This is a genomic window from Bradyrhizobium sp. (genome assembly GCF_030697065.1).
Classification (GTDB): Bacteria; Pseudomonadota; Alphaproteobacteria; order Rhizobiales; family Xanthobacteraceae; genus Bradyrhizobium.
The window spans coordinates 59378-77292 of sequence record NZ_JAUYQU010000294.1; the positions used below are offsets into that span (position 1 = coordinate 59378).

Annotated in this window: 15 protein-coding genes and 1 pseudogene; 12 read left to right on the forward strand and 4 right to left on the reverse strand. The window is 64.3% G+C overall.

Features of this window, described 5'->3' with window-relative positions:
* Positions 1–63 precede the first annotated feature (63 nt).
* A complete protein-coding gene (locus Q8R73_RS23460) occupies positions 64–261 on the forward strand; it encodes a Trm112 family protein (protein WP_305320876.1) in 198 nt (65 codons plus the stop codon).
* A 286-nt stretch (positions 262–547) separates the two neighbouring features.
* On the opposite strand, the gene Q8R73_RS23465 is transcribed toward Q8R73_RS23460, so the two are convergent.
* The gene (locus Q8R73_RS23465; RefSeq protein ID WP_305721925.1) at positions 548–1768 is read right to left on the reverse strand and encodes a ubiquinone biosynthesis hydroxylase; all 1221 of its coding nucleotides are present in this window, start codon (positions 1766–1768) and stop codon (positions 548–550) included.
* Between the two features lie 188 nt (positions 1769–1956).
* Between Q8R73_RS23465 and tesB the strand changes: the two genes are divergently transcribed.
* Positions 1957–2817 (forward strand): acyl-CoA thioesterase II, encoded by an 861-nt coding sequence (tesB, locus tag Q8R73_RS23470; protein ID WP_305721926.1) that lies wholly within the window; start codon positions 1957–1959, stop codon positions 2815–2817.
* A gap of 4 nt (positions 2818–2821) precedes the next feature.
* On the opposite strand, the gene Q8R73_RS23475 is transcribed toward tesB, so the two are convergent.
* A complete protein-coding gene (locus Q8R73_RS23475; RefSeq protein WP_305721927.1) occupies positions 2822–3706 on the reverse strand; it encodes a DUF4339 domain-containing protein in 885 nt (294 codons plus the stop codon).
* 221 nt (positions 3707–3927) lie between these two features.
* On the opposite strand from Q8R73_RS23475, the gene Q8R73_RS23480 reads away from it, so the two are divergent.
* The 7 genes from Q8R73_RS23480 (at position 3928) to Q8R73_RS23510 (ending at position 12714) form a co-directional block, all read left to right on the forward strand.
* Positions 3928–4266: a P-II family nitrogen regulator gene (locus tag Q8R73_RS23480; RefSeq protein ID WP_305721928.1), complete on the forward strand. Its 339-nt coding sequence runs from the start codon at positions 3928–3930 to the stop codon at positions 4264–4266.
* Between the two features lie 80 nt (positions 4267–4346).
* On the forward strand, positions 4347–5660 hold the full coding sequence (locus Q8R73_RS23485; protein ID WP_371126158.1) for an ammonium transporter: 1314 nt from the start codon (positions 4347–4349) through the stop codon (positions 5658–5660).
* A gap of 307 nt (positions 5661–5967) precedes the next feature.
* Complete coding sequence (locus tag Q8R73_RS23490; RefSeq protein WP_305721929.1) at positions 5968–6306, forward strand: P-II family nitrogen regulator; 339 nt, start codon at positions 5968–5970, stop codon at positions 6304–6306.
* 37 nt (positions 6307–6343) lie between these two features.
* Positions 6344–7786, forward strand: a complete 1443-nt coding sequence (locus Q8R73_RS23495) for an ammonium transporter (RefSeq protein ID WP_305721930.1) — start codon at positions 6344–6346, stop codon at positions 7784–7786.
* 309 nt (positions 7787–8095) lie between these two features.
* Complete coding sequence (locus tag Q8R73_RS23500) at positions 8096–10330, forward strand: acetate--CoA ligase family protein (protein ID WP_305721931.1); 2235 nt, start codon at positions 8096–8098, stop codon at positions 10328–10330.
* 155 nt (positions 10331–10485) lie between these two features.
* Positions 10486–11697, forward strand: coding sequence for a CaiB/BaiF CoA-transferase family protein (locus Q8R73_RS23505; RefSeq protein ID WP_305721932.1), 1212 nt, complete (start codon positions 10486–10488; stop codon positions 11695–11697).
* Between the two features lie 87 nt (positions 11698–11784).
* Complete coding sequence (locus Q8R73_RS23510) at positions 11785–12714, forward strand: CoA ester lyase (RefSeq protein WP_305721933.1); 930 nt, start codon at positions 11785–11787, stop codon at positions 12712–12714.
* Between the two features lie 70 nt (positions 12715–12784).
* Here Q8R73_RS23510 and Q8R73_RS23515 read toward each other — a convergent pair whose 3' ends face one another.
* Positions 12785–13195: a type II toxin-antitoxin system VapC family toxin gene (locus tag Q8R73_RS23515; RefSeq protein WP_305721934.1), complete on the reverse strand. Its 411-nt coding sequence runs from the start codon at positions 13193–13195 to the stop codon at positions 12785–12787.
* Positions 13196–13198: 3 nt separating this feature from the next.
* Positions 13199–13429 carry an AbrB/MazE/SpoVT family DNA-binding domain-containing protein gene (locus Q8R73_RS23520; protein WP_305721935.1) on the reverse strand — a complete coding sequence of 77 codons (231 nt, stop codon included), beginning with the start codon at positions 13427–13429 and terminating at the stop codon, positions 13199–13201.
* A gap of 168 nt (positions 13430–13597) precedes the next feature.
* Between Q8R73_RS23520 and Q8R73_RS23525 the strand changes: the two genes are divergently transcribed.
* From Q8R73_RS23525 to Q8R73_RS23535, 3 genes and pseudogenes are all read left to right on the forward strand, one after another.
* A complete protein-coding gene (locus Q8R73_RS23525) occupies positions 13598–14812 on the forward strand; it encodes an aminotransferase class I/II-fold pyridoxal phosphate-dependent enzyme (RefSeq protein ID WP_305721936.1) in 1215 nt (404 codons plus the stop codon).
* 208 nt (positions 14813–15020) lie between these two features.
* The gene (locus Q8R73_RS23530; protein WP_305721937.1) at positions 15021–17462 is read left to right on the forward strand and encodes a DNA translocase FtsK; all 2442 of its coding nucleotides are present in this window, start codon (positions 15021–15023) and stop codon (positions 17460–17462) included.
* 133 nt (positions 17463–17595) lie between these two features.
* Positions 17596–17915: pseudogene (locus Q8R73_RS23535) on the forward strand (outer membrane lipoprotein carrier protein LolA); the annotation flags it as partial.

The window sequence follows — 17915 nt, forward strand, 5'->3', positions numbered from 1 at the left end:
TCGCGTGGCTACCGCCGCAGAGCAAATATGCTAAGGGATAAAACCCGAGCCGGAGACCAATGCATGACATCCCCGTCCGAACGTCCTGAAGGCACCGTCGATCCGAAATTGCTTGAAATCCTGGTCTGTCCGCTGACCAAGGGCGCGCTAGAGTTCGACGCGGCGAAACAGGAGCTGATCTCGCGTTCGGCGAAACTCGCCTATCCGATCCGCGACGGCATCCCGATCATGCTGCCGGAAGAGGCGCGGAAGATCGATTAGCCTAGCTCCCCATCATCGCCAGCGCAGTGAAGCTTATTCGGCGCGCAGAGATGGATTGCTTCGCGCAATCACAGCCTTGCTCTTTGAAATTTGAACCTGACGGATGTGACGTGCCAGTGCGCCACACCTCAACTGTCATCGTCCGCGGAGGCGGACGATCCAGTATCCCAGAGACGGTTGGCATTGAATCGATAGGCCGCGGCGTACTGGATCCCCGCCTTCGCGGGGATGACAATCAATCAATGATGGAAGTGCGGCGAAACGAGTCCCCGATATGCCGCTGCCGCTACAGCGCCTCGCCCTTCAGCAGCCGCGGCACTTCGCCGGACAGGCCTGCAGCCTGGCGGATGAAGAGACTCTTCAACGGCGGCGCGCGGTCGACCAGGCCGAGGCCGATATCGCGCACCGTCCGCAGCAGCGTCGATTCGTTGGAGAACAGGAGATTGAGCGAATTGGTGGCGAGCCCCATCGCCATGGTGTCGAACCGGCGCCAGCGCTGGTAGCGGTCGAGCACGTCGGCTTGCCCGAGATCGATGCCGAGTCGCGCGGCATCGACGATCACTTCGGCCAGGGCGGCGACGTCCTTCAGGCCCATATTGAGCCCCTGGCCCGCGATCGGGTGAATCACATGCGCGGCGTCGCCGATCAGCGCCAGCCGCTCGCCGATGAAGGAGCGTGCCACGAAATAGCCGAGCGGAAACGCGCGTGGTCTGTCGAGCGCCTTGATCTCGCCGAGGTGCAGACCGAAACGCCGTTCGAGTTCGCCGTGAAATTCCTCATCGCTCAACGCCACGATGCGTGCGGCTTCGGCGCGCTTCTCGGTCCACACCAGCGAGGAGCGGTTGCCGGTCAGCGGCAGGATCGCGAACGGTCCGGCGGGCAGGAAATGTTCTTCGGCGCGGCCGTGATGCTCCCGCTCGTGGCCGACGGTGACGACGATGCCGGACTGGTCGTAGTCCCAGCCATGGGTGGCGATGCCGGCCCGCTCGCGCAGTCGGGAGCGTGCACCGTCGGCGGCGACCAGCAGGCTGGCCTCGATCACGCTGCCGTCGGCCAGCGTGACATCGACGCCGTCGCTGCGCGACTCGAAATCCGTCACCGCGGTAGCGCGCAGGTCGATGCCGGCAGCCTCGGCGCGCGCGACCAGCGCATCGATCAGATGTCGGTTCTCGACCATATGCGCGAACGGTTCGCCGGGCTCGACGTTGCCGGCAAAGGTCAAGAACACCGGCCTGGTGGCGTCTTCCACCTTGGAATCGGTAACCACCATGTCCGTGATCGGCTGCGCGGAGGCTGCGACCTGATCCCACACCTCGAGGGCTGCGAACAGCCGGCGGCAGGCCGCGACGATGGCGGTGGCGCGGAGATCGCGGCTCGGCCGCGAGGCCAGCGCCGGATCGGCGACAATGACCGGAATTTCGGCGCCGAGGCCCTGTCGCAGCGCCAGCGCCAGCGCCAGTCCCGCAAACGCGCCGCCGCCGATGACAATGCTACGCTGTGAAGACATGTCCAGACCTTTACTGTCGCTCTTGCCCACGGAGTATAGCTGGGCGAAACAGGGATGCGAAACAAGGGCCCTGCCCGACAGGCCGTCATTCCGGGCGTGAGCGTGAGCGAACGAACCCGGAATCTCGAGATTCCGGGTTCACGCGAAGACGCCTGCCCCGGAATGACGGAAGAATCGAAAGCGCTGCCATGTCCAAAGGCGTCATTGACCTGATTTCAATCCTCGATCTCGAACCGATCGAGGTGAACCTGTTCCGCGGCAACAGCCCGAAGACGAGCTGGCAGCGCGTCTTCGGCGGGCAGGTGATCGGACAGGCCATGGTGGCGGCGTGCCGCACCGTCGAGGGCCGGCTGCCGCATTCGCTGCACTGCTATTTCATCCTGCCGGGCGACCCGCAAATTCCCATCATCTACGAGGTCGAGCGGCTGCGCGACGGCCGGAGCTATTCGACCCGAAGGGTCACGGCGATCCAGCACGGCAGCGCCATCTTCTCGATCATGGTGTCGTTCCATGTCGAGGAAGAAAGCGCATTCGACCACCAGGACCGGATGCCGGACGTGCCCCCGCCGGAAAAACTCACCGCCGAGGAAGTGGCAAAACAGCCGATGTTCCGCGAGATGCCGGATTTCATCCGGCGCTATTACGAATCGGACCGTCCGATCGAACTGCGCCCGGTCGAGCTCGGCCGCTATTTCGGCCAGAAGATCGACGACGGCCGCATCAATGTCTGGATCCGGACCGCCTCGAAGCTGCCGGACGATCCGGCGCTGCATATGTGCGCGCTGGCCTATGCCTCGGATTTCTCGCTGCTGGATGCCGCGATGGCGCGCTACGGCCGGACGCTGTTCGACAAGCGGATGATGCCCGCGAGCCTCGATCACGCGATGTGGTTTCACCGTCCGTTCCGCGCCGACGAGTGGCTGCTCTACGCGCAGGACTCGCCGAGCGCCCGCGGCGGCCGCGGCCTGACCCGCGGCATGATCTACAAGCAGGACGGCACGCTGGTGGCTTCCGTGGCGCAGGAAGGCTCGCTGCGCGAACGCAAGTGAACGCTCAGCCGTTCACCTGCGCGCCTCTCTCGGTCAGGATGGTCTGCGACGCCAGCCAGCGTGACATCCAGCGATACACCCATGGGATCGGGATGATGAAGATGGTGCCGATCGCGGCCACGACCGCACGCCACAGAAATTCCAGTCCGGTGCCGACGAACAGGATTTCGCGCCGCGTGCCCTGGATGTTTCGGCAGACCCACCGCAGCGCGGCCACGTAAACCCAGGCCCAGCCGATGATGGTGATGACGGAGATGATCGCCAGAACGGTCCATCCGAGATAGGCCCAGAACGATCCGGAGAAGCTGAGCCCGAGCGGCTGCTGGTTGGAAGCCAGATTGGCGAAGAACCATCTTACGAAAAGCCAATAGAGAGCGATCTGAACGAAGAACATCAGATTGTTGAGCAACTCGATGCCGGTCATGGCAACGCCGATAAAGAGCACGACGGCGCCGAAATACCAGGGAACGATCGTCATCGCCGCGCCCTCGAAGCTGAGATTGGGCCGTCCCGGCACGTTCACGCAGGGTACGAACCACTTGATGTACCAGACCAGGACCCACGGGGCCGGGATGACCAGGACGAGGCCGAAGAACAGAACGATGCTCCGCCAGGCGAAGTCCAGGATCCCGAAATCGATCGATAGCGGCCCCTCGCTGTATCCGCCCGTGCGCGCAGCACCGCCCGAACGCGGCATCGCCGGCGGCCCGGAGGCGCCCGGCGCGAGGCCCGGGATTTCGGCCGCCCTCTGCCAGTTGGCCATGCCCTCGGTCCAGACCAGCGTGTCCGCCGTGATGGTGCCGCGGGCGATCAACTCGCGGAGCTGGATCTCGGGGAACGGACCCTGCTGCTGGCCTTCGGACGCGTAGAACCAGGATCGAGCTGCCATACCATTCCCTCAGGCGTCACGACGCATCCGATCGATCGGACGCGGGACATGCATTGTGGCGGACGATCGCGGGCCCTGTACAGGCATGCGCTAGCCCGGCCACAAATGTTTTTTCGCCGCATGCAACTTTTTTGTGCCATTTGCCCGGAAAGATGCCAGATTTGATCAGGCGCAAATCACCTGACGCCCGATACCGAAATTTGAGTAGATAAGGCCTGACCATGAAACTCGTCGTCGCGATCATCAAGCCGTTCAAGCTGGACGAAGTCCGCCAGGCGCTCACGGCCATCGGCGTCCACGGCATGACGGTGACCGAGGTCAAGGGCTACGGCCGCCAGAAGGGCCACACCGAAATCTACCGCGGCGCCGAATATGTCGTGAACTTCCTGCCCAAGCTGCGGATCGAGATCGCGGTCGCCTCCGACATCGCGGACAAGGCGGTCGAGGTGATCACGCAAAGCGCACGCACCGGCCAGATCGGAGACGGCAAGATCTTCGTGACGCCGATCGATCACGCGCTGCGCATCCGCACCGGCGAAACCGACAGCGACGCGCTCTGACCATCACTTAAGCCACAAGAAAGCGGTGCTCCAAGACACCGCATCAAGACAACATATCGACAACAGGCTGGGGAAACATCATGGGGGTTCTGCCACGTCACGCGGCTCGCGCCGCGGCGACCTTTTCGCTCGCATCATGGCTGATATTGCCGGGGACGCCGGCCATGGCCGCCGAAACCTCCGGCATCAACGCCGCCGACACCGCATGGATGATCGCCGCCACCGCGCTGGTGCTGATGATGACCATCCCCGGCCTGGCGCTGTTCTATTCCGGCATGGTGCGCAAGAAGAACGTGCTGGCGACGATGGCGCAGAGCCTCGCCGCGGTGGCGCTGATTTCCATTCTCTGGGTCGCATTCGGCTATTCGCTGGCATTCGTCGGCGACGGTCCCTGGCTCGGCACGCTGGACCGCTGGTTTCTCGCCGGCATGAAAATGGACGACGTCAATCCGGCGGCGAAGACGATTCCGGAAGCACTGTTCATGCTGTACCAGATGACGTTTGCGATCATCACGGTTGCGTTGGTGGCCGGCGCGGTGGCCGACCGCATGCGGTTCTCCGCCTATCTGCTGTTTTCGGTCGGCTGGTTCATGTTCGTCTATGTGCCGCTGGCGCACTGGGTCTGGGGCGGCGGCTTCCTCGCCACCATGGGGGTGCTGGATTTTGCCGGCGGTCTCGTGGTGCATCTGTCCGCAGGCGTCGGCGGCCTGGTCGCCGCCAAGGTGATCGGCAAGCGTCACGGCTACGGCACCGAGAATCTGGCGCCGTTCGATCTGTCGCTGGCGGTGATCGGTACCGGCATGCTGTGGGTCGGGTGGTTCGGTTTCAATGGCGGCTCGGCGCTGTCGGCCAGCCCCCGCGCGGTGATGGCGATCACGGCGACCCACCTGGCCGCCTGCGCCGGCGCGCTGACCTGGGCCGCCATCGAATGGTCGACCCGGCGCAAGCCATCGGTGCTCGGTATGATCTCCGGCGCGATCGCGGGATTGGGCACCATCACCCCGGCCTCCGGCTTCGTCGAACCCTGGCATGGCCTCTTCATCGGCATGGCCGCCGGCCTGCTCTGCTTCTGGGCCTGCACCAGCCTGAAGCAGCGCCTCGGCTACGACGATTCGCTCGATGTCTTCGGCGTCCATGGCATCGGCGGACTGACCGGCACGCTGCTCGCGGGGGTGTTCGCGACCGCCGCGGTCGGCGGAACCTCCGGCCTGCTGGAAGGCAATGCGGGGCAATTGCTGATCCAGTTCTATGGCGTGGCCGTCGCCCTGCTGTGGTCGGGCGGCATGACCTTCGTGCTGCTCAAACTGGTCGGCGCCTTCGTGCCGTTGCGGGTTTCGCTGCAGCAGGAGATGGAAGGCCTGGATATTTCGCAGCATGGCGAGGCGCTTCAATAGGTTTCTCTACCTAAATACCCGCCTGCTGCCCTTCGCTTGGGCACGATTATGTCCGGAGTCTGTCCTGCCTCAGATGTGATCAGGACTGCCCAGGGTTTAGGCGCGACGGAATAGCGCAGGTACGGCGAATTCCCCGAAAGCCCGAAAAGGTCCGCGTTCATAAACCGTTAGGCAACACGGCCGATCTGGCACGGCATTTGATTCTATCTGGTCTGGCTGTGCCCGCGTAGTGAACTTCTCCGCGTGGTGAACCTCAGTCGAGATCGCCCGGTCGAGTCTGGACCGGGCCCAAGCGGGGATAGGACCCATGAAAATTGTTATGGCGATCATCAAGCCATTCAAACTCGAAGAAGTCCGGGACGCCCTGACCGCCATTGGCGTTCACGGTCTAACGGTGACGGAAGTCAAGGGATATGGCCGCCAGAAAGGCCATACGGAAATCTATCGCGGTGCCGAATACGCCGTGAGCTTCCTGCCCAAGATCAAGATCGAGGTCGCTGTCGCCTCGGACCACGTCGACAAGACCATCGACGCCATCACGACGGCTGCAAAGACCGGACAGATCGGCGACGGCAAGATCTTCGTCATCAACCTCGACCATGCGGTCCGCATCCGCACCGGCGAGGCCGATGCCGCGGCCCTCTGATTTCGCGCTCAACCTTTTCCACTCAGGAGTAAAACAAATGACGTTCAAACGTCCCTATAGCGCGGGATTGGCGGCCCTCGCGGTCGGCCTGTTCGCCGCGACCGCTGCCTACGCGGAGCCAACCGTCAACAAGGGCGACAATGCCTGGTTGATGACGTCGACGGTGCTGGTGCTATTGATGACCATTCCGGGTCTTGCCCTGTTCTACGGCGGCCTCGTCCGCTCCAAGAACATGCTGTCGGTGCTGGCGCAGGTCTTCTACACCGTCTGCATCGTCATCATCCTTTATGCGGTCTACGGCTACAGCCTCGCCTTCACTGGCGGCTCGGACTTCATCGGCGGCTTCTCGAAGGCCTTCCTCGCAGGCGTGACCATAGACACCAAGGCCGCGACGTTCAGCGTCGACGCCAACGTCTCGGAGCTGGTGTATTTCTGCTTCCAGATGACCTTCGCGGCGATTACCCCCGCTCTCATCGTCGGCGCCTTCGCCGAGCGCATGAAGTTCGCGGCGGTGGCGCTGTTCGTCCCGCTCTGGGTTACGCTGATCTATTTCCCGATCGCGCACATGGTTTGGTACTGGCCCGGTCCGGACCTGATCACGGATGCGGTCAAGGCATTGGCAGCGGCGGGTGAGGGTGCGGCGAAAACTGCGGCGCAGGCCAAGCTCGACGAGATCAACGCCGACGCCGGCTACATCTTCAAGAAGGGCGCACTCGACTTCGCGGGCGGCACCGTGGTGCACATCAATGCCGGCATCGCCGGCCTGGTCGGCGCCATCCTGATCGGCAAGCGCACCGGATACGGCAAGGACCTGATGGCTCCGCACTCGCTGACCATGACCATGATCGGCGCCTCGCTGCTCTGGGTCGGCTGGTTCGGCTTCAACGCCGGATCCAACCTCGAAGCCTCCGGCGGCGCTGCGCTCGCCATGACCAACACCTTCCTCGCGACTGCGGGGGCGGCATTGGCATGGATGTTCGCGGAGTGGATCATCAAGGGCCATCCCTCGCTGCTCGGCGTATTGTCGGGCGCCATCTCGGGACTCGTCGCGGTCACCCCCGCGGCCGGTTTCTCCGGTCCGATGGGAGCGATCGTGCTCGGTCTGGTGGCCGGCGTGGTCTGCCTGTTCTTCTGCACCGTGATCAAGAACTCGCTCGGCTACGACGACTCGCTCGACGTATTCGGCATCCACGGCGTCGGCGGAATCCTCGGCGCGCTCGCCACGGGCATCCTGGTCAATCCGGCGCTCGGCGGCACGGGCGTCTACGACTACGTCGCCGGCAAGGTCGGCGACTACGATCTGGTCGCCCAGATGACGGCGCAGATCTGGGGCGTCGCCACGACACTGGTGTGGTCGGGCATCGGTTCGGCGATCCTCTTCAAGGTCGTCGATGTGATCGTCGGACTGCGCGCCACCGTCGAGGTGGAGCGCGAAGGTCTCGACATCACCGAGCACACCGAACGCGCCTACAACATGTGAGGTCTCCCCGGGGGCGCGACCTCACGAGGTCGCGCCCAGAACTACGGTTTGGGCACATACCCGGCAATGCCCCGACCGTCGAGGGGCTCCAGCGCAAGCTGGGGCCCCTTTCTTTTTGCCGCATAAGACCGTTCCGCGGAATAACCGGAACCCGCCACCGGACGGCGCGTGTTGACGCGGGAGGCAATGATCTGTTTGTTTCCGGTCCGGTGAATCAGGTGGGCGACCTGCCTTCAGCGGCCGGGGATACCCGCGCCGTCGATCGCTTGCTGCCGCAGAACAAGAATGAACAAAGGGTTGGAAATACCTATGGAAGCCCACGCGAGCAACGCGCCCGGTTCGGCCGGCAAATGGTCACCTGCGCCCGACGCCAGCGCGATCGTGAAAAGCATCCATGCGATGCTGCATCCGCGCAACATCGTGCTAGTCGGCGCCACCGACAAGCCCGGCAATTATGCCGAGCGGATCTGGAACAACCTGATCAAGTACAAGTTCGCGGGCGGCCTCTATCCGGTGAATTCGAAGCGCGAAACCATCTGGGGCGTTCCCTGCTACAAGGATTTCGCCAGCCTGCCGGACAAACCGGACCACGTGCTGGTGCTGGTGCCGGCGCGTTTCGCGGTGCAGGTGATCCGCGACGCCGCAGCCGCCGGCGCCCGCTCCGCCACCATCGTCACCTCGGGCTTCAGCGAATTGCAGGACGATGAAAGCCAGAGGCTGGCCGTCGAGCTGAAACAGGCCGTCAAGGAAACCGGACTCGCCGTCACCGGCCCGAACTGTCTCGGCAATCTCAGCGCCGGCGAAAACCTGTTCACCAACATCGACGACCGCATCGTCACGATGGAGGCAGGCCCCGTAGCGATCGTCGGCCAATCCGGCGCGATCGTGATGGCGATCCGCCAGACCCTGGAGGATCGCGGCGTCGGCGTCGGCTACATGGTGACGACCGGCAATGAGACCGGCCTCGAAACGCCCGACCTGATGAGCTATTTCGCCGCCGATCCATCGATCCGCGTGATCGTGGTCTACCTCGAGGGTGTGCGGAATACGAAAGTGTTTCGCGAGGCCTGCAAGGCCGCGCGCGCCGCGGGCAAGCCGGTGATCGCGCTCAAGCTCGGGGCGTCGGAGGGCGGGCGCGCCGCCGCCATGGCCCATACCGGCGCGCTGGCCGGCTCGATCGAGACCTTTGACGCCATCTCGACCCGGGAAGGCGTGATTCGGGTCCGCGGCCTGGATGAGCTGATCGAGACCACCGAATGCTTCGTGCACGCCGAACCGCCGAAGAGCAACCGGCTCGCCGCCGTGTCGCTGTCCGGCGGCAAGCGCGGCCTGCTGATCGACGCGTTCTTTTCGGCCGGGCTGAATTTTGCCCCGCTCAGCCCCGGCGCCACCGCCAAACTGGCAAGGATGCTCGGCCCCGGCAGCATCGTCGGCAACCCGCTCGACGCCGGTTTTGCCGCGGTGGTCGATCCCTCGGTCTATATGGCCTCGATCCAGGTCATGATCGACGATCCCGACACCGACATCGTCATCATCGACGCCGAACTGCCGAAAGCGCCGCACGAACTGCGCGAGCGCAATCTGCGCATCGTCAACGAAATGGCCGGCGCCGCCTCCAAGCCGGTGGTCTACATCAGCGCGATGTCGATCGGCTTTACCGAATTCACCAAGGAGTTGCGCAAATCGCTGCCGAACATCGCGGTGATGCAGGGGCTCGATCGCGCGGTCGGCGCCATCAAGTCGCTGATCGACTATGCCGGGTTGCGCAAGGTGGTGCCCGACATCGTATCGAGCTCCAGCGCCTCGGCGCGCGCGACGCTGGAGAAGACGCTGAAGGGCGCCAATGGCGCGGCCGCGCTCGACGAAGTCGCATCGAAAAGGCTTCTGAAGGCGTATGGCATCCCGGTGTCGAAGGAGGAGATCGCGCAGACCGCGGCGGATGCGGTCAGGATCGCCAAGAAGATCGGCTTTCCCGTTGTGGCCAAGGTGGTCAGCGCCGACATCCTGCACAAATCCGACATGGGTGGCGTGGTGCTCAATATCAACAACGCCGCCGAGGTGAAGAAGGCGTTCAACGACATCACCAACCGGGTCCGGAAACTCAAGGGCAAGCCGAAGCTCGAGGGCATCCTGATCGCCCAGCAGGTCAAGGCCGACCTCGAACTGGTGGTCGGCGCCGCCCTCGACGCCGAGATGGGACCGGTGGTGCTGTTCGGCACCGGCGGCGTCGACATCGAGCTGATGAAGGACGTCGCATTGGCCGGTGCGCCGCTGGATGCGGCCGAGGCGAGGGATTTGATCAACCGCACCAAGGCCGGCGTCAAACTGAAGGGTTATCGCGGCAAGCCCGCGCTGCACGAGGCGTCGGTGGTCAAGGCCATCGTCGGCCTCTCCAACCTGATGGCGGACGCCGGCAACCGCATCGCCTCGATCGACGTCAATCCGTTCCTGATCAACACCAGGGTCGGCGTCGCGGTGGACGGCCTGATCGTGCTCAACAACGCCGCGGCGAAAAACGCGGCCGCGGACGCCGGCAAACACTAGGACTTTGGATGGGAGGTTTGCTTCGCAGCCCGCGCGAAGCATCAACGACCCGGCCTGGGCCGCGGAGCAGGCACCCCTCCACAAAAAATCGAAAACAACCCCATGCAACGCGATGGCAACCCTAATTTGATACCATTCGCTCCAGGGAAAAGGCCATGAACGGAAAACCAGCACAGCTGCCGCTGTCCGGCATCACCGTCGTATCGCTCGAACAGGCCATCGCCGCACCGCTCGCCAGCCGGCATCTGGCCGACTGGGGCGCGCGGGTCATCAAGATCGAGCGGCCGGGCAAGGGCGATTTCTGCCGCGACTACGATTACGTCATGAACGGGATGTCGAGCCAGTTCGCGTGGACCAACCGTTCGAAGGAGAGCCTGGCGCTCGACGTCAAAAGTGACGAGGGCCGGCGCGTGCTCGACGCCTTGCTGCCGCAGGCGGATGTGTTCCTGCAGAACCTTGCCCCCGGCGCCGCCAAACGTCTCGGTCTCGATGCCGCGACGCTGGTGGCGCGCTTTCCCCGCCTGATCGCCTGCGACATTTCCGGCTACGGCCACGGCGGTCCCTACAGCGAGAAGAAGGCCTATGATCTGCTGGTGCAGTGCGAGGCGGGGTTTCTGTCGATCAACGGCACGCAGGAGCAGCCGGCGAAGTGCGGCATCGCCGTCGTCGACACCGCGACCGGCATGTACATCGTCAACGGCGTGCTGATGGCGCTGTTCAACCGCGAGCGCACCGGCAAGGGCATGGCGTTCGAGGTCTCGCTGTTCGATTCCATGACCGAATGGATGAGCTATCCCGCCTATTACACCGATGGCGCCGGCAAGCCGCTGGTCCGCACCGGCACCCGTCACGCCACCATCGCACCCTACGGCCCGTTCCGATGCGGCGACGGGCGGGTGGTGTTCTTCGGCATCCAGAACGCGCGCGAATGGAACGCGCTGTGCGCGGAGGTGCTGGAAGAAGCGGCGCTGGCGGGCGATCCGCGGTTTTGCGACAATCCGGCGCGCATGCAGAATCGCGACGCGCTGGAAGCGCTGATCGAACAACATTTCGCGAGGTTTTCGGTCGAGCAGGTGATTCAGCGGCTCGACGACGCCGCCATTGCCAATGCCAACATGAACACGGTCGAGGCCTTCCTCGAACATCCGCAGCTTCACGCCCGCGACCGGGTCCGCCAGGTGGGGTCGCCGAACGGGCCGCTGATGAGCTTTCTGCCCGCGATCACCATTCCCGGCGTCGATCCGGTCATGGGCGACATTCCCGCGGTCGGCGAACATACCGACGCGATCCTCGCCGAACTCGGGCTGCTGGACAGTCGTCGTGCCCGAGAAGGCGGGGATCCGGTACGCCGGGAAATCAGCGACTGAACCGAGAAGCCCCAGCGTACTGGGTCGCCCGGTCAAGCCGTGCGATGACAGCGGAGTTTGATGATGCAAGGACGAGAAAGTCAGGACATGAATGCGCCGCGGCTGACCCGGACCTATCTCGCCGTGCCCGCTCACCGCGCCCGGATGGTGCAAGGCGCTGCGGTCTCGAACGCCGACGCCGTCTTCATGGATCTCGAAGACGCGGTGCCGCCGGCCGAAAAGGCCGCGGCGCTGGAGGCGGCGGCGGATGCACTGGCCGCTCACGATTGGGGCGCAAAGACCGTCGCGGTCAGGCTCAATGCGATCGACAGTCCGTCGATCCAGCAGGAGATCGCGCGGCTCGGCGGCCTCAAGCGGCTCGACGCCTTCATCATCCCCAAGGCGGAGGCGGTCGCCGACGTGGCGGAAGTCGGCCGCTGGATCACCGGGGCCGCCGGCACGCGCGGGGCGCCGGCCTCGATCGAATTGCTGATCGAGACGGCACGCGGCCTGGTCAATGTGGAAGCCCTGGCGGCGGCGGACCCGCTGGTGACCGCATTGCATCTCGGCGTCGGCGACTTTGCCGCCTCGATCGGCGCGCGCAGCGCGGAGATCGGCGCATCGCCGTCGGGCTACCGGCATGTCGGCAATGCCGCGGACGGCCATCCCTCGGTACCGCTCGATCTGTTCGCCTATCCGATGATGCGCCTGCTGGTCGCCGCACGCGCCTTCGGGCTGCGCGCGATCGACGGCCCCTGCGGCGCGTTCCGCGACCCGGTCGCCACCGCATCGACCGCGGCCAAGGCTGCCGCGATGGGGTTCGACGGCAAGCAGGTCATCCACCCGAGCCAGATCGAACCGACGCGGGATGCCTTCATCCCCTCGGACGAGGAGCTCGCCTACGCCGAACGCGCGATCGCCGCGCTGGAGGAGGCCGAGCGAAACGGGCAGGGCGCGGTAACGGTCGACGGCAAGATGGTGGATTACGCCAACATCCGGATGATCAAGCGGTTGATGAGTTTTCGGGGGCGGCATTGAGCGGGCAGAGGCCAAAAATTTCGAAAACAACCCCATGTACAGAAAGACGCGCCTATCCTAGGCGAAGTCCTCATTCCTTATTTTCCGGGGCGATCAACATCACGCTTGGAAAATAATGCCGATAGCGTTGTGCATCGCGCGTCAATAGCGGCAGTCCCTCAATCTCTGCATGCGCTCCAATGAAAAAGTCCGGCAATACCCCGGTTCGTGTGCCGCCAGCGGCGCGATATCCCGCAAACGCTTTGCCGGCTAGAAACAGCGCTTTCCGGGGTATTGACGCGACAGTGATACCGGCAACCACCAACGCCCTATCAAATTCATCGATGCTCTGAAAGCGGACCGAGCTCTCCGCGTAGATCACATCGTTGATCAGCAATGGGCCATGCAGAGCGGCTTCCTCCAGTTGAACGAGCGCCCATTCCCACCAACTTGGCGTCCTGATGAAGATATCCAGCAGAATGTTCGAATCCACCAGCGTCACGGGTCATTCCCCGCGAGTCATGGCCATGATCTCGTCGGTAGAAGGACCGGGCCCCGCAATGCCCACCAATTTGGCGAAGCGACTTGGCTGACGTGTGCCGTCAGCCTTTTCAATGACGATGCTGCCGTCGGCAGCGCGCCGGAACGCAATCTGACTGCCAGGACCAATCCCCAGATAGTCGCGAACGGGTTTGGGGATCGTCACTTGGCCCTTGCTCGTAACCCTGGTGCCCATCGCAAACTCCAAAAGTAATACCTCGAAATCATATGGTAATACCTCGCAAAGTGTCCAGTGTCGTCGATGGTTAATCGCGTCTTAACCTCGCCGTATCTATGGTGGTCTCATCCTTTTTTGGCCGGTCTCTACATGCGACCGGCTGCCCGAGAGTGCTGGCGCTTACGTATGGCAATCACCGCTTCATCACGTGCGCCGCAGGCCGCCGGCAGTCCGCAAAGCGAACGCTCGCCGTTCTTGCGTACCACCGAGCTGCTGGCGCCGTATCAGCCGGCCAAGCCATTGATTACGCTGTCATTGGGCGAGCCGCAGCATCCGGTTCCGGGCTTTGTCGGCCCGGTGCTGGCCAGGCACATCGCCGATTTCGGACGCTACCCGATCGCCAAGGGTATCGAGCCGTTCCGGCGGGGCGCCGCCAACTGGCTTGCCACCCGGTTCGACCTGCCGCGGGCGATCGATCCCGAAACCGAGCTGCTGGTGCTGAACGGCAGCCGCGAGGGGCTGTTTTTTGCCGCGCTCACCGCGGCGCGCCATGTCGGCGAGCGCAACGGCAGACCTGCGATCCTGATACCGAATCCGTTCTATCCGGCCTATGCCGCCGGCGCCCGCGCGGCGGGCTGCGAAGCGATTTTCCTGCCGACCACCCTCGCCAATGGATTTTTGCCGGATCTCGACGCGCTCGACGATGCCACGCTGGCGCGGACCGTCGCGATCTTCATCGCCTCGCCGGCCAATCCGCAGGGCGCGGTGGCATCGAAGCCATATTTCAGCCGCCTGAAGCAACTCGCCGACCGCTTCGGTTTCATGATCCTGAGCGACGAGTGCTATTCGGAGATCTACACCAGGGAGGCGCCCGGCAGCATGCTGGAATGCGCCGGGCCCGATTTCAGCAACGTCGTGGCGTTTCAGTCGCTGTCGAAACGCTCCAACCTGCCGGGCATGCGGGTCGGCTTCGCCGCCGGTGACGCGAAATTTCTCGGCCTGTTCCATGAGCTGCGCAATGTGGCGGCGCCGCAGGTGCCGGTACCGCTGCAGCACGTTGCGGTCGCGGCGTATGCCGACGAGGCGCATGTCGAGGAAAACCGCAGGCTCTACCGGATCAAATTCGATCTCGCCGACCAGATTCTCGGCAGTCGCTATGGATATCAGCGTCCTGCCGGCGGCTTCTGCGTCTGGCTGGACGTTTCGGAGCGCGGCGGCGACGAGGCCGCGGCGATCAAACTCTACAGGGACGCCGGCGTGCGGGTGATCCCCGGCAGTTACCTGGCGCGCCCGCAGGCCGACGGCAGCAATCCCGGCGCCGGCTATATCAGGCTGGCGCTGGTCGCCGACAGTGAAACAACAGCCGAGGCGTTGCACCGGCTGGTCGAAATTCTGGACTAGGTCGGGCTCATGATCTCGAAATCCGAGCGCGGCACTCCCTTCACCTCTCCCTTTGGGAGAGGTCGGCGCCCAGCGCCGGGTGAGGGGTTACGCACAAGCGACAGACCGTACCCCCTCACCCCAACCCTCTCCCCATGGGAGAGGGAGCGCACCTTCCCAGCTGCAAATACTCCGATCCACTTACTCAGATTTTAATCGCGAAGGCCCCATGAGCATGCCGGCGATCGAACGCGTCCTTCCCCTGGTCGGCCACTTGCCGGCGTCCATCCGCGAGGCGCTGGCAAGGCGTCTGCGCGAACTCGCGGGACTCGCGCTGATCGCGCTGGCCGGCGTGGCGGCGGCGGCGTTGATGACCTGGTCGGTGCAGGATCCCAGCCTCAGCCACGCGACCTCACGCCCGATCCGCAACATTCTCGGCTATCCCGGCGCGATCGGCGCCGATCTGCTGATGCAGATCATCGGCCTCGGCGCTATCATGCTGATCCTGCCGGTCGCGGTTTGGGGCTGGCGCATGCTCACCCACCGCACCTTCGACCGCGAAGCGCTGCGGATCGCCTGCTGGATTCTCTGCACGGTGCTCTCGGCGGGCTTTGCCAGTTGCTGGGCGCATGGCGGGGCATGGCCGCTGCCGACCGGGCTCGGCGGCGTCGTCGGCGATGCGCTGGTGCGCGGACCCGCCGTCGTGTTCGGCCCGCCCGGTACCGTCTATCGCCTCGTGCTCGGGGCCATCCTGTTCGCGGGCGTGGTGGCGAGCTTCCTGTTCGCGAGCGGCATGGGCTCGCGCCCGGAGGAAGCGGAACTGACGGCGATCGAGGACGACGACACGCCGTTCGTGGAGGAAGACGATCGCGGCTCGGTCTCGCTGGGATGGGCGTTTCATGCCGTCATGAGCGCCAAGGCCAGGCTCTCATGGCTGTTCTCCCTGGCCTATCGCTCGCTGGTGGCAAGCGCGCCGGAGACGCGCACGGCCGCGTTCGAGCGCCAGGAGCCGAACCTGGGCGGCCGCGCCGCGCCGTCACTGGCGCCGCAGGCCGAAGAGGATTTCATCGAGGAGGAAGAGGACGAGGAAGAGATTCCCGCCGCCCGCGCCCCGCGCAAGAAGGCCGCACCGCGTGCGCCCCAGCGCAAGGCTTCCGAAAAGTTCGAACTGCCCTCGGTGTCGGTGCTGACGGCGCCGAAAGCCTCGGACCGGCAGCCGCTGAGCAAAGCCGAACTCGAAGCCAATTCGCGCGCGCTGGAAAGCGTGCTGGGCGATTTCGGCGTTCGCGGCGAAATCGTCAAGGCGCATCCCGGCCCCGTCGTGACGCTGTACGAACTCGAACCCGCGCCCGGCATCAAATCCTCCCGCGTCATCGGGCTCGCCGACGACATCGCCCGCTCGATGAGCGCGCTGTCGGCGCGCGTTGCCGTCGTCCCCGGCCGCAACGCCATCGGCATCGAACTGCCGAACGCGCATCGCGAAAAGGTCTATTTGCGCGAATTGCTGACGGCCAAGGACGAATCGGTCGCCAAGCTGCCGCTTTGTCTCGGCAAGAACATCGGCGGCGAATCCATCATCATCGACCTGGCGCGGACGCCGCATATGCTGATCGCCGGCACCACCGGCTCCGGCAAATCCGTCGCCATCAACACCATGATCCTCAGCCTGGTCTACCGGCTGCGGCCGGATCAATGCCGCCTGATCATGGTCGATCCGAAGATGCTCGAACTGTCGGTCTATGACGGCATCCCGCATCTGCTGACGCCTGTGGTGACCGATCCGAAGAAGGCCGTGGTCGCGCTGAAATGGGCGGTGCGCGAGATGGAAGAGCGCTACAAGAAGATGTCCAAGCTCGGCGTGCGCAACATCGACGGCTACAACCAGCGCCTGCTGGAAGCCAAGACCAAGGGCGAAGAGCTGAGCCGCACCGTGCATACCGGCTTCGACAAGGAGACCGGCAAGGCGATCTACGAGGAAGAGAAGCTCGACCTCGATCCCTTGCCCTACATCGTCATCATCGTCGACGAGATGGCCGATCTGATGATGGTCGCCGGCAAGGATATCGAAGGCGCGGTGCAGCGCCTGGCGCAGATGGCGCGCGCGGCAGGCCTGCACGTGATCCTGGCGACGCAGCGGCCATCGGTCGACGTCATCACCGGCACCATCAAGGCGAACTTCCCGACCCGCATCTCGTTTCAGGTCACGTCGAAGATCGACAGCCGCACCATCCTCGGTGAAATGGGCGCCGAACAGCTACTCGGACAGGGCGACATGCTCTACATGGCGGGCGGCGGGCGCATCAGCCGTGTCCACGGACCCTTCGTGTCGGACGAAGAGGTCGAGAAGGTGGTGCGCCACCTCAAATCCCAGGGCCAGCCGGAATATCTCGAGGCGGTTACCGCGGAAGAACCTGTCGACGAGGACGGCGCGGTGTTCGACTCGACCGGCATGGGCGGCGGCGAGGGCGGCGGCGACCTGTTCTCGCAGGCGGTGGCGATCGTCAAACGCGACCGCAAGGCTTCGACCAGCTACATTCAGCGCCGGCTGCAGATCGGCTACAACCGTGCCGCGTCGCTGATGGAGCGGATGGAACTCGAAGGTATCGTCGGCCAGGCAAATCACGCCGGCAAGCGTGAAATTCTGGTCGAAGAGGAAGAAAGCGGCTTCTGAGCGTTATCGGGGCCGGGAAGACGTCTGACGCATCATGATATTCTCACGGAAAAACGATATCTCCTTGGGCCGAAAGCACGGTAAAATGGCAGCCAGGCAGGACCACGCGTTGAACAGAAATCCGAAATTTCGAATGACCAGACCACCCGTAACCCGCTATGCGCGCGCCACTTTGGCGCTGCTGATCGCCGCAGCCGTAACCGGCGCCGCGATGCCGTCTCAGGCGCAGACCGTTCCCGTTCCAAAGCCGGCGCCGAAGGGCCGCGACGTGCAGATCAGCGCATCGGAGCCGCCGCGCGCGCCGATGACCACAGGGGCCACCCAGACCGCTCCGCCGAATCCGGTGATTCCCGATCCGCGCCGCAATGTTCCCGCCAATATTTTCGGGACTTTCGATGCCGATCAAAAGGCGCAGGCCGCCAGGGTGAGTTCCTATCTGTCGTCGCTGCAGAC